Genomic DNA, 15612 nt, shown 5'->3' on the forward strand with positions numbered 1-15612 from the left:
CATGCCTCGTGTCGGGATGGGTGGTCGGGTCACAGCAGGCGTACGCCCAGCAGCGGGCGGATGGCCTCGGGCGGCGTCGGTCGACCGATCAGGTAACCCTGGAACGAGTGGCAGCCGAGCGAGTCGAGCAGGTCGCGCTGCTCGGCGGTCTCGACCCCCTCGGCGATGATCTCCAGCGACAGGGCGTTCCCCATCGCGATGATCGCCTTGACGATCTCCAAGTCGTTGCGGTCGCCGAGGATATCGCGGACGAAGCCCTGGTCGATCTTCAACCGGTCGAAGGAAAACCGCTTGAGGTAGCTCAGCGAGGAATAGCCGGTGCCGAAGTCGTCCAGCGCCAGACGCACGCCCAGCTCCCGGACCGCGCTCAGCATGGTGGCCGCCTGCTCCGGGTCATGGACCAGCGCGGTCTCGGTCAGTTCCAGCTCCAGCAGTTCGGGGGACAGCCCCGAGATCTCCAGTGCCCGGGCGACCCGGTCGGCGAAGCACGGGGCGTGCAGCTGCACGCTGGAGACGTTGACCGACACGGTGATCGGTTCACCGGTCTCGCGTCCCCAGCGTGCGGCCTGGCAGGCCGATTCGGTCAACACCCAGCCGCCGACCTCGACGATCAGTCCCGACTGCTCGAGGAAGGGGATGAAATCCTGCGGGCCGCATTGCAGCTGCGGGTCCGGCGCGTCCCAGCGCAGCAGGGCCTCGACGCCGGTCACGGCGAGACCGAGGGCATCCTGCTGGATCTGGTAGACGAGGTGGAAGCGGTCGTTCTCGAGGCTGTCGCGCAGCGCGCCGATCATCGCCGAGCGCCAGATCTGCCGTTCGGACAGCCGCGGGCTGAATTCGGCCAGCGGTTCGCGCTCGTTCTTCTTCGCCTCGAACAACGCCGAATCGGCCTGGCTGAGCAGCTGGGAGATGTGGCGGCTGTGCGTCGGCCAGTAGGCAATGCCGCCGCTGGCGGTCATGTTGAAGTGGCCGCTCTCGAGTTCGAACGAGCGCCGCGTCAGTTCGCGCAGCTCGCGGCCCAGGACCGGCAGCCCGTCCTGCGGCTCGAGGTCGCCGGCGAGGATGGCGAACTCGTCGCCGGCCAGTCGCGCCACCAGCCAGTCCTGCCGTGCGCCGAGCTCGCGCAGGCGGTCGGCCATCTGGCGGATGACCCGGTCGCCCTCGTCGTGGCCGTGACACTCGTTGAGGGTGCGAAAGCGGTCGAGGTCCAGTACCACCACGGCGGCGTGGCGATGGGAGCGGCCGAACTCGTCGAGACGTCGCTGCGCCTCGATCTGGAAGAAACGGCGGTTGTAGAGATGGGTCAGCTCGTCGTGGATCGCCAGGTCCTCGTACTCCGCCTGGGTCCGCAGCTGGGTGGTGATGTCGCGGGCGATCACGATCAGCGCGTGACGCTTGCCGTCGGCGTCGAAGATCGGCTGCTTGAGTGTCTCGAACACCTGCTCGTCGTCTTGGGGGGAGGCGACGACCTCGGTCTCGTTGTGTAGTTCACCGGCCTTCCAGGCCCGCTGATCGGACTGGGCGCAGTGATAGAAGGCGTCGCGGAAGACCGGTTCGGTCAGTTCCGCCAGGGCGTCGTCGTTGCGACCCCACCAGGGCAGGCCCTCGAGGCGGAACAGCTCGAGGGCGGCGCGGTTGGCCAGCAGCCAGCGGCCCTCGGCATCCTTGATGATGATCACGTCGGGACTGGCGTCGATCAGGACGCGGATCAGCCGCTCGTTCTCCGCCAGCTGGGCCTCGGCGCGCTGCTCGCCGGTCACGTCCTGCAGCAGGTGCAGTTCGTGCAATCCGGCATCGGGATCGGGGTGCTTGCCAAGCGGCTGGTGACGGTAGACGCGCTCGGTGCTCGCATGGCTGACCAGACGGGGCGGCGATTCGGTGTCGGCGCCCTCCAGAAGGCTCTCCAGCGGGCCACCCTGCTGTATCGAGCGGGCCGCGCGGTTGATCAGCTGCAACCGGCCTTCGGGATCACGACCGATCAACGGGTCGGGCAATTCCTCGAGCCAGTGGGTGATGTCGTGATGGAGGTCCTTCATCCGATTCTCGATGTCCTCAGCGCTACCGGTCGGCCAGGTAGAGGCGGTTGTCGATCCGTTCCAGCTCGACCGGTTCGAGCCGTTGTCCTTCGCAGGGGCCGGCAGTGCACAGGCCGTCCTCCAGACGGAAATAGGCCTGATGGACATTGCAGCGCAGCTGGCGCTCCCCCTCGTGGGTCTCGAGGAAATCGTGCCGTTCGCGCGACAGCGGCGAGCCGTTGTGCGGGCAGACGTTGCGCCAGGCGCAGACCCGCTCGCCCTCGCGGGTCACGATCAGCGGGGCCGGTCCCTTGGCGCGTCCGCCGGGCCAGACACCGAGGGCATCGACGTCCTCCAGGTCCTCCAGCCGGCACAGCAGCCGCGGGTCGGCCGCCGGATCGTCGGGGCCCAGCCCCGCCAGCCCGGCCTGCGTCAGCTTGCGCTCGACCAGCCGCGCGGCGAATTCCAGCGATTCCAGCGAGCTCGATCCGCGCGAACGGGCGTGGATGAACCCGGCGATCAGCGTATCACCGGCGGCAATGCTGTCCACTACCGTATCGACCGCCCGGGCAGCAACATGAGCGGCCTCGGCCTGATCGGGCAACGACAGCCACGCCCCCGCGCTGCCCCAGCCAAGCACCAGGATCGCCTGCGGTGCCCAGCCGCGGGCCTCGCCGAGGAAGGCCTCCGGGTCGTCGAAGCCGCGCCCCTGGGCGAATGCCTTTGAGAAGAAGATCACGTCGGGGAACGACCACAACTGGTCGAGGTGCTCGCGGTCCTTTTCCACCTCGAGCGAGATCGGCTGGTCGGTGACCTGCGCGCGGACCAGCGCCAGCATGGCGGCGGTCTCGTCGCAGGCGCGCGCTTCGAAGTGCAGCCAGTCGTAGCGCGACGGATCGATCGCCATGAACGATCCCAGGTCGAACTCGGGCAGATCGCGGTAGTGCACGATGGTGCGGCTGCCGGTGGCCCGGTTGGCGGTGATGTAGGAGGTGGGCGCGTGCCCCTCGACGTGGCGGGCATGACGGGTGTCGACGCCGTAGCGGTCCATCAGCTCGGCAATGCGCCGGCCGTCGGGGTCGTCGGCCAGCACGCCGGCGAAGTCGCAGGGATGACCGAACTGGCGCAGCACCCGCAGACTGTTGGCGACGTTGCCGCCCAGCTCGACCCGCTGCGAGAGCGCGCGCTGCTCGCTGTCCTCCTCGGGGTAGTGCTCGAGTTCGTTGATGATGTCCAGCGTGGCGATGCCAACGCCCAGTACGTTCGTCATGGCCGCCCTTCGGAATGTCGGTTGGCCGAAGTGTACGTGTCCCGCGAGCCCTTGGGGAGGGTGATCGGCTCGACATGCCAGTCGTCCCGGGTGGCGACCAGCTGCAGGAATCCCGAGCCGCCGTAGGCGCGCTGGCGTCCGGCGGCACCCGGGTTGAGCACCCAGGGTGTCTCGTCGGTGTCGATGACGCGGCGGTGGGTATGGCCGTAGACGATCGCCCGCGCCTCGGGGTGTCGGCGGCGCAGGCGTTCATGGCGGGTGCGGGCCGGGTTGACCCGGTGGCCGTGCTCGACCACGAGCAGCCCGCCCGGCAGCGCGATCTCGGCCTGTTCGGGCAGCGACTCGAGCAGGCCGTCGTAACCGCCGGGCCATTGTGACGGGGTGTCGTTGTTGCCCCGCACCACGACCACGTGGCCCGAGCGCGGAATGAGCTGGCGCAGCTCGCCGGGGTCGAGCAGGTCGCCGGCGTGGACGATCACGTCGCACTCGGCTAGCAAAGGCAGCAGATCGCAGACCAGCGTGCCGTGCGTGTCGCTGATCAGTCCGAGCGTGACTTGCTCGCTGTCACTGAGATCCATCCCGGTCTTCCGAACAGCCACAGGCTCCCTCCTCTGGCGTCTGGTTTTTCCGATGCCGGCGCCAGTAGGCGGACAGCGTCGCGATCACGAGCACCGTCAGTGCTCCCATGGCCAGCCAGTCGCCCGCCATGGCGTGACCGGCCGGTGCCGATTCCGGCAGCGCCCAGTCGAACTGACGCCACAGGAGATCGAGCGTGATGCCGGCGATCAGGGCGCTGGCGATCACGCTGGCGAGATACAGGCCGATCCGCCGCGTGCCGAAGTGCTGCCTGAGGATGCCGAGCGTGCCGATGTTGGTCGCCGGGCCGGCCAGCAGGAACACCAGCGCCGCGCCCGGCGACATGCCCGCCACCAGAAGACCGGCGGCGATCGGTGTCGAGGCGGTCGCGCAGACGTACATCGGCACGCCGATCACCGCCATCAGCAGGTAGCTGCCCACGATGCCCCAGGGCTGGTCGAAGAACCCCTCCGGGATCAGCACCACGGCGGTGGCGGCGATCGCCAGACCGAAGACCATCCACGGCACGATATCGATCAGCACCTGGCCGAAGGCGTAGTTGAAGCCGTGGGCGAGTCGTTCGCCGGTGCGCGGTACGGCCGGCGCCTCGCTGCCGCAGCAGTCGCCGCTCGTCTCGTCCGGTTTGGTCTCGCAGCAGCCTTCGCTCGCCTGGGCGGGGGTCGACTCGCAGCAGCTGGTCGATGTCTCGCCGCTACAGCAACTGTCGCCGCTGGCGTCGCTCGATACGGTGCCGGCGGCCGGGGTCGTGCCGCCGAAGCGGCCGCTGACCAGGCCGGTGGCGATCGCGCCGATGATCGCGGCGATCGGCCGGGCGATGGCGTAGACCGGGCCGAGCAGGCCGTAGCTGACGCTGATCGAGTCCGGTCCGGTTTCCGGGGTGGCGACGAGGAAGGCCATCGAGGGGGCATTGCCGGCACCCGCCGAGCGCAGGCCGAGTACCGCCGGCACCACGCCGCAGGAGCACAGCGGCAGCGGCGCGCCGATCAGCGAGGCGCGCACCACCGCACCGGTCGATTCGCCCGAGAGGTAGCGGGCGATCGCCAGGCGGTCGGAGAACGCCTTGATCAGCGCGGCGATCACCAGCCCCAGCAGCAGCCAGGGGGCGGCCTCCAGTGTCAGGAACCACAGCTCGTTGAGCCATTGCATCATCGTCGATCTCCGCTTGTGTCACCCGGCCCAAGTTCGATCCGGCGGCAATAGAACCCAGTGTCGCACAAATGCGACAATCTGCCTTCGGACAAGGGCTTAGGTCTCGGGTTTCTCCAGTGCCGCACGCACGGAGCGCCAGGCGCGGCGGCTGATGGCCAGCGGCTCGTCGAGATCGCGGAGATGACAGTGGTGCACGCCGCCTTCGCGCGTCACCGAGACGATCCGGCGCGGGTTGGCGAGGCTGTTGCGGTGCAGTCGCAGCAAGCAGCGGTCGAAGCGGGTTTCCAGCTCGTTGAGACTGGCCTCGATCCACGCCTCGCGGCGGCGGCCGTCGGCCGGGTCGAGGAAATACAGGTGGGTGGCCTTGTCCTCCGCCAGGGCGGCGACGAGGTGCTCGGTGCCCAGGCACAGCTCCTCGCGGCCGAGGCGCACGTTCAGCGTCGGCCGCTCGGCCTGCTGGCAGCGGGTCGGCTGGGCGGCGCGGTCGATCGCCGCGCGCAAAGCCGCCGGTTCGACCGGCTTGAGCAGGTAGCCGGCCGGCGCCGTCTCGCTGGCGGGCAGGGCCCGGTCGGCGTGGGCGGTGGTGTAGATGATCGCCGGCGGTAGGTCGGCCTTGCGCAGCCGGTGGGCGAGACGGATGCCGTCCTCGCCGGGCATCTCGATGTCGAGGAACACCAGGTCCGGCACGTTGCGCATCGCCTCGCAGGCCTCCTCGGCGTTGCCGGCCTCGCCGACCACCTCGACACCGCCCAGCCCGTCGAGCAGCCGGCGCAGCCGCCCGCGTGCCAGCGGCTCGTCGTCGACGATCAGCGCGCGCATCAGGCCGCCCCTCCCGGTTGCGGGATCACCAGCTTGACGCGAAAGCGCCCGTCCACCGGCCCGGCCCGCAGCGAGGCCGCCTCGCCGAACACCAGCGCGAGACGGTCGGCGATGTTTGCCAGCGCCATGCCGTTGCCGTGGCGATCCTCGCCGGGGACCAGATCGTTCTCGATCACCAGACCGACCGAACGCCGTCCGGGCTGGCACTCGATGCGGATCGGCCCGGCGGCCTGCTGGCGCTCGACGCTGTGGCGCACGGCGTTCTCCACCAGCGGCTGCAGGGTCAGCACCGGCAGGCGAATCTCGGGCAGTGGCTCGGGCAGCTGCCAGTCGACGCGCAGGCGGTTGCCCAGTCGCCACTGCTCGAGGTCGAGATAGCGGCGCGCCAGCTCGATCTCCTCGGCAAGCGTGACCCGCTCGTCGGCGGCCAGCGCGGCACGGAACACCCGCGAGAGGTCGAGCACCGCCTGCTCGGCGGCCTCGGGGCGTTCGTGGATCAGCTCGGCGACCGTGTTGAGGCTGTTGAAGAGGAAGTGCGGCCGGATGCGCGCGTGCAGCGCGGACAGCTCGGCTTCGGCCGCGGCGTTGATCTGGCGGGCGTTGGCCAGGTGCAGCGAGAACACCCAGATGCCCAGTAGCCCCACCACCAGCGCGATGGCGAGGTTGTGCAGCACGAAGCGCCCGGCCGTCTCGCCCGGCTCCCAGCCGACCGACAGCAGGGCGGAGAAGGCCACCGCGCTGCTGGCGGCCGTCACCGCGAGCAGCAGGACCACCACCGTCGCCAGCAGCGCGGCCAGCGGAAGGCGTTGCAGCCAGCGGCGGCTCGCGCACAGGAGTGCGACCGTCACCAGCGCGATCCAGGTCACCAGCCACAGCGTGGTGCCGAAGCGGCTCCAGCGCTCGGTGCCCACGCCCGGCACCAGCGAGAGCAGCAGCGACAGGATCACCCCGAGGGCCAGCGTGATCAGGATCACCCGCGCGGTGCAGAACGCCGGCAGCGCGGCGGGCAGCAGCGTGCCGGCGCGGTCGGTGTCCGTGGCGGAGGCGTTGGTGGATTGGACGGGCAAGCGGCGACTCCTTTCGCGTCGGTGGCCTGACGGGGTCTATCTTGCCTCAAGGCAGCAGGCGAATCGATGCGGGTCTCAGGGCGCCGGCGCTGGCTGCGATATACTCGCGCCATTCTCAAGCCGGGCCGGCACGACCGACCCGACGCGAAACCGAATCCGTTCGAGGACCACCATGACCGATCGCGACGACAACCCGGCCACCAAGCTCTGGGGCGGCCGCTTCTCCGAGCCCACCGACGCCTTCGTCGAGGCCTTCACCGCCTCGATCGGCTTCGACCAGCGCCTCTATGACGAGGACATCACCGGTTCGATCGCCCATGCCCGCATGCTGGCGCGCGTCGGCGTGATCACCGAGGACGAGGCCAAGAAGATCGTCCGCGGCCTCGAGGACATCCGTGGCGACATCGAGCGCGGCGACCTCGCCTGGTCGGTGGAGCTCGAGGACGTGCACATGAACATCGAGGCGCGCCTGATCGACCGCATCGGCGACGTCGGCAAGAAGCTGCACACCGGCCGCTCGCGCAACGACCAGGTCGCCACCGACATCCGCCTGTTCATGCGCCGCGCCGTCGACGCGATCATCGAGGAGGCCAACCGCCTGCGCCGCGGCCTGGTGGACCTGGCCGAGGCCGAGGCGGAGACCGTCATGCCCGGCTTCACCCACCTGCAGGTCGCCCAGCCGGTCAGCTTCGGCCACCACCTGCTGGCCTGGCACGACATGCTCGAGCGCGACGTCGAGCGGATGATCGACACCCGCAAGCGCATCAACATCATGCCGCTCGGTTCGGCGGCGCTCGCCGGCACCTCCTACCCGCTCGACCGCGACTGGGTGGCCAAGGAACTCGGCTTCGACGGCATCAGCGAGAACTCGCTCGACGCCGTTTCCGATCGCGACTTCCAGATCGAATTCCTCGCCGCCGCCTCGACGCTGATGATGCACCTGTCGCGCATCAGCGAGGAGCTGGTGCTGTGGACCTCGGCGCAGTTCAACTTCATCGAGCTGCCCGACCGCTTCTGCACCGGCAGCTCGATCATGCCGCAGAAGAAGAACCCCGACGTGCCGGAGCTGGTGCGCGGCAAGACCGGCCGCGTCTACGGCAGCCTGTTCTCCCTGCTTACCCTGATGAAGAGCCAGCCGCTGGCCTACAACAAGGACAACCAGGAGGACAAGGAGCCCATCTTCGACACCGTCGACACCCTGATGGGCTCGCTGCGCGCCTTCGCCGACATGATCCCGGCCATCGTTCCGAACCGCGAGCGCATGCGCGAGGCCGCCCGCCAGGGCTTCTCCACCGCCACGGATCTCGCCGACTACCTCGTCCGCCAGGGCGTGGCCTTCCGCGATGCCCACGAGATCGTCGGCAAGGCCGTGCGCCAGGCCACCGACAAGGGCTGCGATCTGGCCGACCTGTCACTGGTCGAGCTACAGGCGCTTTCGGGCCACATCGGCGAGGACGTCTTCGACGTGCTTACCGTCGAGGGCTCCATGGCTGCTCGCGACCTGCCGGGCGGCACTGCGCCCAAGCGCGTCCGTGCCCGGGCGGTGGCGGCACGGGCGGCGCTAGATGCGTTCAAGATTGCTTGATCCTTTAAATAAGCTCTCCCTGCGTCCTGAATACCAGCGAGACAACAGGTCATTAGCAGGCGGTTCTGGCTCTCATTTAATGAGGCGGATGTCCTTGGGGCGTGCAAAAATCTAAGCGGTCGTCAGTCGACGCTCTAGGTGTTCGGCTTGTTCTTGAGAATTTTTGCGATGAATTCGACGGCAGCGTGGTTGTAAATGCTTGGGGTCGCTTTCGGGATTTTGCCGGTTTCCTTGAATTCGTCTTCTTGCTTTTTGTTGCGAAAATTGTAGGCGGCATAATCCGGATTGTTTTTTATGTCATTCTCTCTTATACAGGCCCATACTTCGTGCCGGCCTGTCTCAGGAACCGCCGACTTGACCTTCTCCGCAAGCTCAAGTGCTGAAAGCGGGTAGTTCTTGGTCAAGTGTTCCTTAACTCTCTTTACGACCTCTACCTGGTCTACAGGGACTACATCGCCTACTAGCTGAAGTGCGGTAGATCCGCCTTTCTCGACAAACTCCCCTTGTTTTATAAACTTTAGCTTTGATGCAAGTGTTTCGTCCACGACCATGATTTGATTTTCATTCTTTTCTATCAGACCGCTTTCAGTATCGAGGATCGCTGCATTCTGAGGGCCCATTCGTCCGATTTTGGACATTAGGTCTAACCAACTTCGGTTGTTCTGCTCTATGCGATGAAATATTATGCTTTCCAGCTCAGCCCCTTGGATTTTTTGCGTTCGCCCTCCGTATCGGTAGTAAATCTCTCCGTTTTTTATTGCTTGGTTTTTCCCCTCATCTTTTCTTGCTATAACTGGCTTCGATGTCGAGGGCTCGATTTTGAAAACACCGAATACTTTTTCGTTTATTTCAAAGCTGGCCTGAGTCCACTCTATTTCGGATGAAAATGTCTCTAGCAGAAATCCGCTGATTTTTTCTGGGTCGATCTTTTGGAACTGATCGATGGATTTCTCAGACATCCCAATTAGTACGCGCGGGGCATCCTTAACCCCAAATATCAAGTGCCCTCCTCTATTGTTGGCGAACGCTGCAAAGTCCCGAAAATAATCTGCTAACGCAGCTAGGCTGAACTGTTCTTTAAACTCCAGTTCTTGCCCTTCTCTGTGGTGAAGTCTTCCACCGTTTAGCCGTAGAAGTTCTCGAATTACGGACTCGTCAATCAAGGTTATGCTCCCGCGATGTTCTTAATTATTCAATGCTGTGCCCTAGTTCTTTGATCGGGGATGCGTTTTTTCCATTGGGCTATCGTAAATTTTAGTCGGTCGATCAGGTCGTCATACGTCAATATGTCGATCACATTTTTAAACTTCCTTCTTATTATTTCAAAGTCCTGATTTTGCTCGTTAGACATTCCCTTCGTTCGCCCCATTATTATTATCGCACCGGGGTTGGTTATTTTTATCTGGAAATCTTTGGGTAGTTCGCTTCTAAAGCGTTCGGTTAGTTTTTGTTCGCCTTTTATTCCCCACTTGTTTAGGTGGAATATGTATTTTTCAATTTGCATTATTGTTCCTGTTAGCTCCCGGAGCGGGATGTGATTGTCGCGGTATGTCCGCTCTGTAATGATGCTCTTGTCGAATGGTTTTTTTATTTCAATAATGTCTGTGTAGCCGGATGAGTCTACAAGTAAGTAGTCTATGCTTCGGTTTTTGTTCTTGTAGAAGTCTTTGACGGGGCTTTCACTGAATACATATAGGTATTTGGGGTAAAGCAGGAGTATAATTTGTATTATCTCTTTTTGCCATTGTTTCTCTGAATATGTTTGCTCTTGATTAAGCATGCCTTGTAGTTTTTTGAGGATTCTTTCGTATTTGGTGGTCTCGAATTCTGACAGGCTGCTGTGAAGATCGTTTCCGACGCGACTTTGTTTTTTGTTCATGTAGCGATGGAAGTCTTCCTCAAAATCGTCTTTTGTTTCGATATAAGACGATATTGTGCTGCTTATCCTTGCTGAGGTGTATTTGTCAAGCTCGTGTTTGTTGGGGAAGTTCTTTACAAGGTGCTCGTATGTTGATTTTGGAATAGCGTCATTCCTTTTTCCGCCAATATAGATCGGCCCTTGAGTGACTTTGTCTAGTTTTCCGAATATTGATATTGACCGTTCGGCTATAAACTTGTTTCGTTTTAGTGTGATGTCCTTGTGAATGTATACGTCACTGTCTACTGACAGTGTTCGCCCCGGGAATCGGTAATAATCTTCCTCAAGCGTCGCTGCTTGAAACACTGCAGGTTCGTCGTAGTTGGAGGGTTCGTTTATTACGTCATTTTTAGTGAAAGTAAATGTTTTCGCTATTGTAACTTGGCCGTGTTCCTCTAAGCTGTCCTCTATCCAGGTGGCGTCCCCATAGGCTCCATCGTAAAATAGGAGGACTCGTTCCTCTTCCTTGTAAAAGTTGATCATATGCTTTTGTAAGCCTGGGTTTGCTTGGTTGCGTTTATTTCCGGAGTTTTCAGTTGGGCGGGCTCATGGCTGGTTTTAGTTCGTCATGTAAAGAACTTTTCTTAGCCACGACACGATCTGATCCAGCTCTTCCGGCAAGATGCCGTGCTCGACCGCGTAGTGCCTCTCGGTGACATTCGTCAGCCCGCAGTCCTGCAGGAACGCGTTGAGCTTGCCCGCAGCGCGCACCGGGATCAGGGTGTCGTGCTCGCCGTGGCCGATGAACACGGGCGGGTTGCGGCCGTCGGTTGGCGGGACGATCTGCTCGGGGGCGGGCAGCCAGGTGGAGAGCATCACGGCGGCCAGCGGCGGGCGCGGCAGGGTCAGCATCAGGCGGTTGGCTAGCACGCCGCCCTGCGAGAAACCGCCGAGGATGTAGGGGTCGTCGCCGACCGTGTCCTGCACCTGCTGCTGCAGGTCGGCGGTGATGCCGGTCAGCGCGTCCCGGTCCACGCCGATGCTGCCGTCGGCCTCCGGCACCAGGTCGAACCAGCTGGGCATGGGCAGCCCGCCGTTGATGGAGACCGACGAGACCGGGGCGTCCGGGCGATGGACCTGCCAGTGGTGGTCATCGAGTGCCACGCGCTGGGCGATCAGGTCGCTGATCGGGGCGAGGTCGTCGCCGTCGGCGCCGAGGCCGTGGAACAGGAACAGGTGCAGCGGTCGGCTCATCGTCCTTCGTCCTTTCTGGAAACGTCGTGTTCGTGTGCCCTATAGTCTCGCACGGCAAATCCGTTGCAACAGGAGCACCCATGGCGGGCGAATTCGATCACCGTGCCGATCGGCGCGACTACCTCCACGGCGAGCTGCGTCGCCGCGAACTGGCCGCCGACCCGGTCGATCAGCTGGCCAACTGGCTGATCGCCGCGCGCGAGGCGGGCAACTTCGATCCCACCGCGATGTGCGTCTCCACCGTCGACGCCGATGGCTGGCCGTCCGCGCGCTACGTGCTGTTGAAGCACTTCGACGCGCGCGGCCTGTGCTTCTACACCGATACCCGCAGCCGCAAGGGGCGGGAGCTCGACGCCAACCCGCGCGCCGCGTTGACCTTCTTCTGGCCGGAGGTCGACCGGCAGGTACGCGTCGCCGGCACGGTCGAGCGCCTGCCCGACGAGGACAACGAGGCCTACTTCCGCCAGCGCCCGCGCGGCTCGCGGCTGGCGGCGATCACCTCCACCCAGAGCGCGGCGATCGAGTCGCGCCAGGCGCTGGAAGCGCGGTTCGAGGCGATGGCCGAGCGCTACCCGGAAGGCGAGGTGCCGCGCAACCCCGCCTGGGGCGGCTACCGCGTGGTGCCGCGCGAGTGGGAGTTCTGGCAGGGCCGGCCGTCGCGACTGCACGACCGCTTCGCCTACGTGCGGGATGGTGACAAGTGGCTCGTGGAGCGATTGATGCCATGACGGACGCCGCCCTCGAACGCGTGCAGATGGAACCGGCCTGGCGCGAGGCGCTCGCACCAATACTGCTCGATACGCCCATGCAGCAGCTGCGCCAGCGGCTGCTCGAACAGGGCAAGCGCGGCACGGTCATCCATCCGAAGCCCGACGAGTGGTTCCGCGCCTTCAACCACACCCCGCTCGACCAGGTGCGGGTGGTGATCCTCGGCCAGGACCCGTATCCCACCCCGGGGCACGCCAACGGGCTGTGCTTCTCGGTGCGCCCGGACGTGCGGCCGCTGCCCAAGTCCCTGCTGAACATCTTCAAGGAGCTCGAGAGCGATCTCGGTATCCGGAACAGCAATGGCGATCTCACCCACTGGGCCGACCAGGGCGTGCTGCTGCTCAACGCCGTGCTCACCGTCGCCTCCGGGCAGCCGGCCTCGCACCAGGGCATGGGCTGGGAGGCGCTGACCGAACGCGCCATCCGCGTGCTCGCCGAGCAGCCGCGCCCGATCGTGTTCGTCTTCTGGGGCGCGCAGGCGCAGAAGAAGGCCGCGCACGTCCACCGCCCCGAGCACCTGGTGATCAAGAGCCCGCACCCCTCGCCGCTGTCCGCCTACCGCGGCTTCTTCGGCTCCAAGCCCTTCTCGCGCATCAACGCCTTCCTCGAATCCCATGGACTGGCGCCGATCGACTGGCGCACCGGGGTCGAATCCGGCTGATCCCCTAGAGCAGGCCCCGCTCGGCCATCGAGATGCAGGGCCGCCCCACCACCACGTGATCCAGCAGGCGCACGTCGATCAGGTTGAGCGCCTCGCGCAGTCGCTCGGTCAGGCGCCGGTCGGCGCTGCTGGGTTCGGCGACGCCGGAGGGATGGTTGTGGGCGAGGATTACCGCCGCGGCGTTGTGGCGCATCACGGCCCGCACCACCTCGCGCGGGTGGACGGCGGCCTGGTCGATGGTGCCGAAGAACAGCCGTTCGAAGGCCAGCACCCGGTGGCGGTTGTCCAGATACAGCACGCCGAAGACCTCCTGGGTCTCGCCGTCCAGCTCGGCCTGCAGGAAGCGGAACACCGCCTGCGGGCTGGCGATGTCCGGCCCGACGCGCAGCTCCTCGGCGAAGTGACGCCGGGCGAGTTCGAGTACCGCCTGCAGCTGGCAGAACTTGGCGTCGCCCAGCCCGCGGGCGCGGGAAAAGTCCTGCCGCGAGGCATTGAGTAGCGCGCTGATCGAGCCGAAGTGCGACAGCAGGTCGCGGGCGAGATCCACGGCCGAGCGGCCGGCGACCCCGGTGCGCAGGAAGATCGCCAGCAGTTCGGCGTCGGACAGGCTCGCCGGCCCTCGGGCCAGCAGGCGTTCGCGTGGCCGCTCGGTGGTCGGCCAGTCGGTGATGGGCATGGTGATTCCCTCCCTGGAATCGTCATGGCAGTTGAATTGTGTTTGCTCAGTCGGGCGGACGCGCCCCCAGCAGGATGCCCTGCGCGCGCCACTGTTCCAGTTGCTCGCCGGCGAAGCCCAGCAGTTCCTCGACCGGGCGGCCGAAGGTCTCGGCCAGCGCGGCCACGATCTCGCGGCCGGTCTGGTCGTCTGCCTCGGTCAGTGCCAGCAGCAGCTGGGCGCTGCCGGGCGTGAGGTTCAGGGCGAACGGCGCGCCGTGTGCGTCGCGATGCAGGGCCAGATGATGCATGCCTGCCGGCGGGATCGCGGGTGTCTCGCCGGCCTCGAGCATCGCGGCGATCCGGTCGACCGGGTACGCGGTCACCAGCAGGCGGACCAGCGAGGAGACCACCGGCTGCCCGGCAAGCAGGTCGCCCTCTGGGTCGAGATCGGCCGGGGCGGGCGCGGCATCCTCGGCCATCAGCTCGAAGCGCGCCAGTTCGTAGGCGGCCAGTTCGCGCTGCCAGTCGGCCAGCTCGGGGTTTTCCTGCAGGAAGGCGCAGAACTCGCCGGGCAGGTCGCGCAGGATCGGCGAGTGGGCCGGGTGGTCGCGGAAGAACGGCCGGGTCAGTGCCAGCCAGTTCGTGTCATCGAGGCTCGCGCGCAGCGCCGGGAAGGCGTTTTCCAGCGTACCGTCGATGTTGTTGAAGAACAGCTTGGCGTACCAGGCCATGCGCTCGGGCTTGCTGCCCGGGGGCGGCGGGTTGGCCTCCGGATCCCGTACGTACCGCGTGAAGGCCTCTTGCGTCTCGCGAAAATCGGCCACCGGATTCCTCGACAAACCTACTGTGCCGTCCGATTGCTGCGTCGCGTGCTCGTTCGCTCCTCGCCTATCTGCCCGATATGTCTCGTCGCTCACTGCGCGGCTCCTTGCACTCGGACGTGCTCGTGACGGTTTTCGAGGAACCCGGACAAGTCAAGCCGCCTTGCTACCCAGCGCCCGCTCGGCGGCGCGACGGATCTGCGCGACCTCGCCCATCAGTTCCTCGAGCGGCGGGATGTCGAAGTCACGTTCCAGGAGCGTCGGCACCGGGCCGACGTGGCGGTAGGTGTGCTCGAGCAGGTCCCATACCGGGGCGCTGACCGGCGCGCCGTGGCTGTCGATGATCAGGTCTTCCTCGACCTGGTGGTGGCCGGCGACGTGCAGGTAGCGCACCCGCTCGGCGGGCATGGCGTCGATAAAGGCATACGGGTCGTAGCCGTGATTGACGCTGTTGACGAAGACGTTGTTGACGTCGAGCAGCAGGTCGCAGCCCGAGCGCTCGAGGATGTTCAAGATGAACGTCCTCTCGTCCATGGTGGATTCCACCGGCGAGTAGTAGGAGACGTTCTCCAGCACCAGCCGACGGCCGAGGCGTTGCTGGACCGTGTCGATGCGCGCGACGACGTGGTCGATCGCCTCCTCGGTGAAGGGGATCGGCATCAGGTCGTAGAGGTGCGCGTTGTCCGAGCAGAACGACAGGTGCTCGCTGTAGAGCGCCGGCTGGTACTCGTCGAGGAACTCGCCCACGGCGTCGACGAACTCGAGGTCGAGCGCCGCTGGGCCGCCGATCGACAGCGACAGGCCGTGGGTGTAGAGCGGGTAGTCCTCGAGCAGGGCCTTGAAGCGTTCCTTGACCGGCCCGCCGAAGCGCAGCCAGTTCTCGGGGGCGACCTCGAGAAAGTCGACGTCGGGGCGTTGTTCCTCGATCTCGCGCATGAGCGGACCGCGACGCAGGCCGATGCCGACGGGAACGTGTTGCGTGACGCTGGGGCTGGCGGATTGGGGGCTCATGGCAGGCCTCCCGGAACGCTGGGTGGCCAACGGCGCGGTGGCGCCATCGGCCGGGGATCTATTGACCATCGACGGGGCGT

At 65.2% G+C, this 15612-nt stretch carries 15 protein-coding genes; 3 read left to right on the top strand and 12 right to left on the bottom strand.

Annotated elements, in window-relative coordinates:
* Positions 1 to 29: 29 nt before the first annotated feature.
* The 6 genes from AWR35_RS05545 to AWR35_RS05570 form a co-directional block, all read right to left on the bottom strand.
* Positions 30 to 2036, bottom strand: a complete 2007-nt coding sequence (locus AWR35_RS05545; RefSeq protein ID WP_058574955.1) for a GGDEF domain-containing phosphodiesterase — start codon at positions 2034 to 2036, stop codon at positions 30 to 32.
* 22 nt (positions 2037 to 2058) lie between these two features.
* Complete coding sequence (locus tag AWR35_RS05550; protein ID WP_066185080.1) at positions 2059 to 3285, bottom strand: PfkB family carbohydrate kinase; 1227 nt, start codon at positions 3283 to 3285, stop codon at positions 2059 to 2061.
* Positions 3282 to 3863 (bottom strand): YfcE family phosphodiesterase, encoded by a 582-nt coding sequence (locus AWR35_RS05555; protein ID WP_058574956.1) that lies wholly within the window; start codon positions 3861 to 3863, stop codon positions 3282 to 3284. Before AWR35_RS05555 ends, AWR35_RS05550 begins: the two co-directional genes overlap by 4 nt.
* A complete protein-coding gene (locus AWR35_RS05560; protein ID WP_058574957.1) occupies positions 3850 to 5031 on the bottom strand; it encodes an SO_0444 family Cu/Zn efflux transporter in 1182 nt (393 codons plus the stop codon). The genes AWR35_RS05555 and AWR35_RS05560 overlap by 14 nt, the downstream gene beginning before the upstream one ends.
* Before the next feature lie 96 nt (positions 5032 to 5127).
* On the bottom strand, positions 5128 to 5850 hold the full coding sequence (locus tag AWR35_RS05565) for a LytTR family DNA-binding domain-containing protein (RefSeq protein ID WP_058574958.1): 723 nt from the start codon (positions 5848 to 5850) through the stop codon (positions 5128 to 5130).
* Positions 5850 to 6917, bottom strand: coding sequence for a histidine kinase (locus AWR35_RS05570; protein ID WP_058574959.1), 1068 nt, complete (start codon positions 6915 to 6917; stop codon positions 5850 to 5852). The genes AWR35_RS05565 and AWR35_RS05570 overlap by 1 nt, the downstream gene beginning before the upstream one ends.
* A gap of 172 nt (positions 6918 to 7089) precedes the next feature.
* Here AWR35_RS05570 and argH point away from each other — a divergent pair, with 172 nt between their 5' ends.
* Positions 7090 to 8502 (top strand): argininosuccinate lyase, encoded by a 1413-nt coding sequence (gene argH / locus AWR35_RS05575; RefSeq protein ID WP_058574960.1) that lies wholly within the window; start codon positions 7090 to 7092, stop codon positions 8500 to 8502.
* A gap of 134 nt (positions 8503 to 8636) precedes the next feature.
* Here the strand turns inward: argH and AWR35_RS05580 are convergent, their stop codons facing one another.
* The 3 genes from AWR35_RS05580 to AWR35_RS05590 all read right to left on the bottom strand — a co-directional run bounded on the left by AWR35_RS05580 (position 8637) and on the right by AWR35_RS05590 (position 11614).
* Positions 8637 to 9665, bottom strand: a complete 1029-nt coding sequence (locus AWR35_RS05580) for an ATP-binding protein (RefSeq protein WP_197408141.1) — start codon at positions 9663 to 9665, stop codon at positions 8637 to 8639.
* 29 nt (positions 9666 to 9694) lie between these two features.
* Positions 9695 to 10903, bottom strand: coding sequence for a Shedu immune nuclease family protein (locus AWR35_RS05585; RefSeq protein WP_058574962.1), 1209 nt, complete (start codon positions 10901 to 10903; stop codon positions 9695 to 9697).
* Positions 10904 to 10978: 75 nt separating this feature from the next.
* Complete coding sequence (locus tag AWR35_RS05590) at positions 10979 to 11614, bottom strand: alpha/beta fold hydrolase (protein ID WP_058574963.1); 636 nt, start codon at positions 11612 to 11614, stop codon at positions 10979 to 10981.
* Positions 11615 to 11694: 80 nt separating this feature from the next.
* On the opposite strand from AWR35_RS05590, the gene pdxH reads away from it, so the two are divergent.
* Complete coding sequence (gene pdxH, locus AWR35_RS05595) at positions 11695 to 12342, top strand: pyridoxamine 5'-phosphate oxidase (protein ID WP_058574964.1); 648 nt, start codon at positions 11695 to 11697, stop codon at positions 12340 to 12342.
* Positions 12339 to 13043 carry a uracil-DNA glycosylase gene (locus tag AWR35_RS05600; RefSeq protein ID WP_058574965.1) on the top strand — a complete coding sequence of 235 codons (705 nt, stop codon included), beginning with the start codon at positions 12339 to 12341 and terminating at the stop codon, positions 13041 to 13043. Before pdxH ends, AWR35_RS05600 begins: the two co-directional genes overlap by 4 nt.
* A gap of 4 nt (positions 13044 to 13047) precedes the next feature.
* Here AWR35_RS05600 and radC read toward each other — a convergent pair whose 3' ends face one another.
* Genes radC through AWR35_RS05615 form a run of 3 tightly spaced genes read right to left on the bottom strand, consistent with a single transcriptional unit; the run spans position 13048 to position 15532 of the window.
* Complete coding sequence (gene radC, locus AWR35_RS05605) at positions 13048 to 13719, bottom strand: DNA repair protein RadC (protein ID WP_058574966.1); 672 nt, start codon at positions 13717 to 13719, stop codon at positions 13048 to 13050.
* A gap of 46 nt (positions 13720 to 13765) precedes the next feature.
* Positions 13766 to 14617: a putative DNA-binding domain-containing protein gene (locus tag AWR35_RS05610; protein WP_082663931.1), complete on the bottom strand. Its 852-nt coding sequence runs from the start codon at positions 14615 to 14617 to the stop codon at positions 13766 to 13768.
* 57 nt (positions 14618 to 14674) lie between these two features.
* Positions 14675 to 15532, bottom strand: coding sequence for a DUF692 domain-containing protein (locus tag AWR35_RS05615; protein ID WP_058574968.1), 858 nt, complete (start codon positions 15530 to 15532; stop codon positions 14675 to 14677).
* Positions 15533 to 15612: the final 80 nt, after the last annotated feature.

The organism is Guyparkeria sp. WRN-7 (genome assembly GCF_001641825.1).
GTDB lineage: Bacteria > Pseudomonadota > Gammaproteobacteria > Halothiobacillales > Halothiobacillaceae > Guyparkeria.